The organism is Polaromonas sp. P1_G2, assembly GCF_056405515.1.
Window position 1 is genome coordinate 1 of the sequence record NZ_JBFUBY010001146.1, and the last position, 452, is coordinate 452.

Annotated in this window: 1 protein-coding gene; it reads right to left on the minus strand. The window is 63.1% G+C overall.

Going from position 1 to position 452, the window contains the following annotated elements; genetic code table 11:
• Nucleotides 1-404, minus strand: a 404-nt coding sequence (locus tag AC1D0P_RS29480; RefSeq protein ID WP_477679974.1) for a (deoxy)nucleoside triphosphate pyrophosphohydrolase, incomplete at its 3' end; no start/stop codon positions are given.
• Nucleotides 405-452: the final 48 nt, after the last annotated feature.

Below are 452 nucleotides of genomic sequence, written 5' to 3' on the forward strand. Positions count from 1 at the left end.
TCGGTGAGGAACGGCACGAGCGGGTCGTCGGCGGGCGGCATCGGGAAGCTCCGAAGATCCTTCGCCCGCACCCATTTGATCGCTTGGCCTTCAAGTCCGCGCGCGATGCCCTCATAGCGCCTGCATATATAAAGAGGCATCAGCAGGTGGAAATCGTCATAGGCGTGGCTGGCAAAGGTCAGCGGCGCGAGGCAGGGGATCTTGGTTTCGATGCCGAGTTCTTCCCGGAGCTCGCGAACCAGCGTCTCCTCCGGCGTCTCGCCCTTCTCGACCTTGCCGCCCGGAAATTCCCAGAGCCCGGCCATCGATTTGCCTTCCGGACGCTGGGCAAGCAGCACGCGGCCATCCGCATCGATCAGCGCGCAGGCCGCGACCAGCACGATGCGATTGCCGCCATCCGCCATGTCAGGCCTCTTTCTGCCAGTAGCAGTAGTCGTAGACCGGTTTGAAAC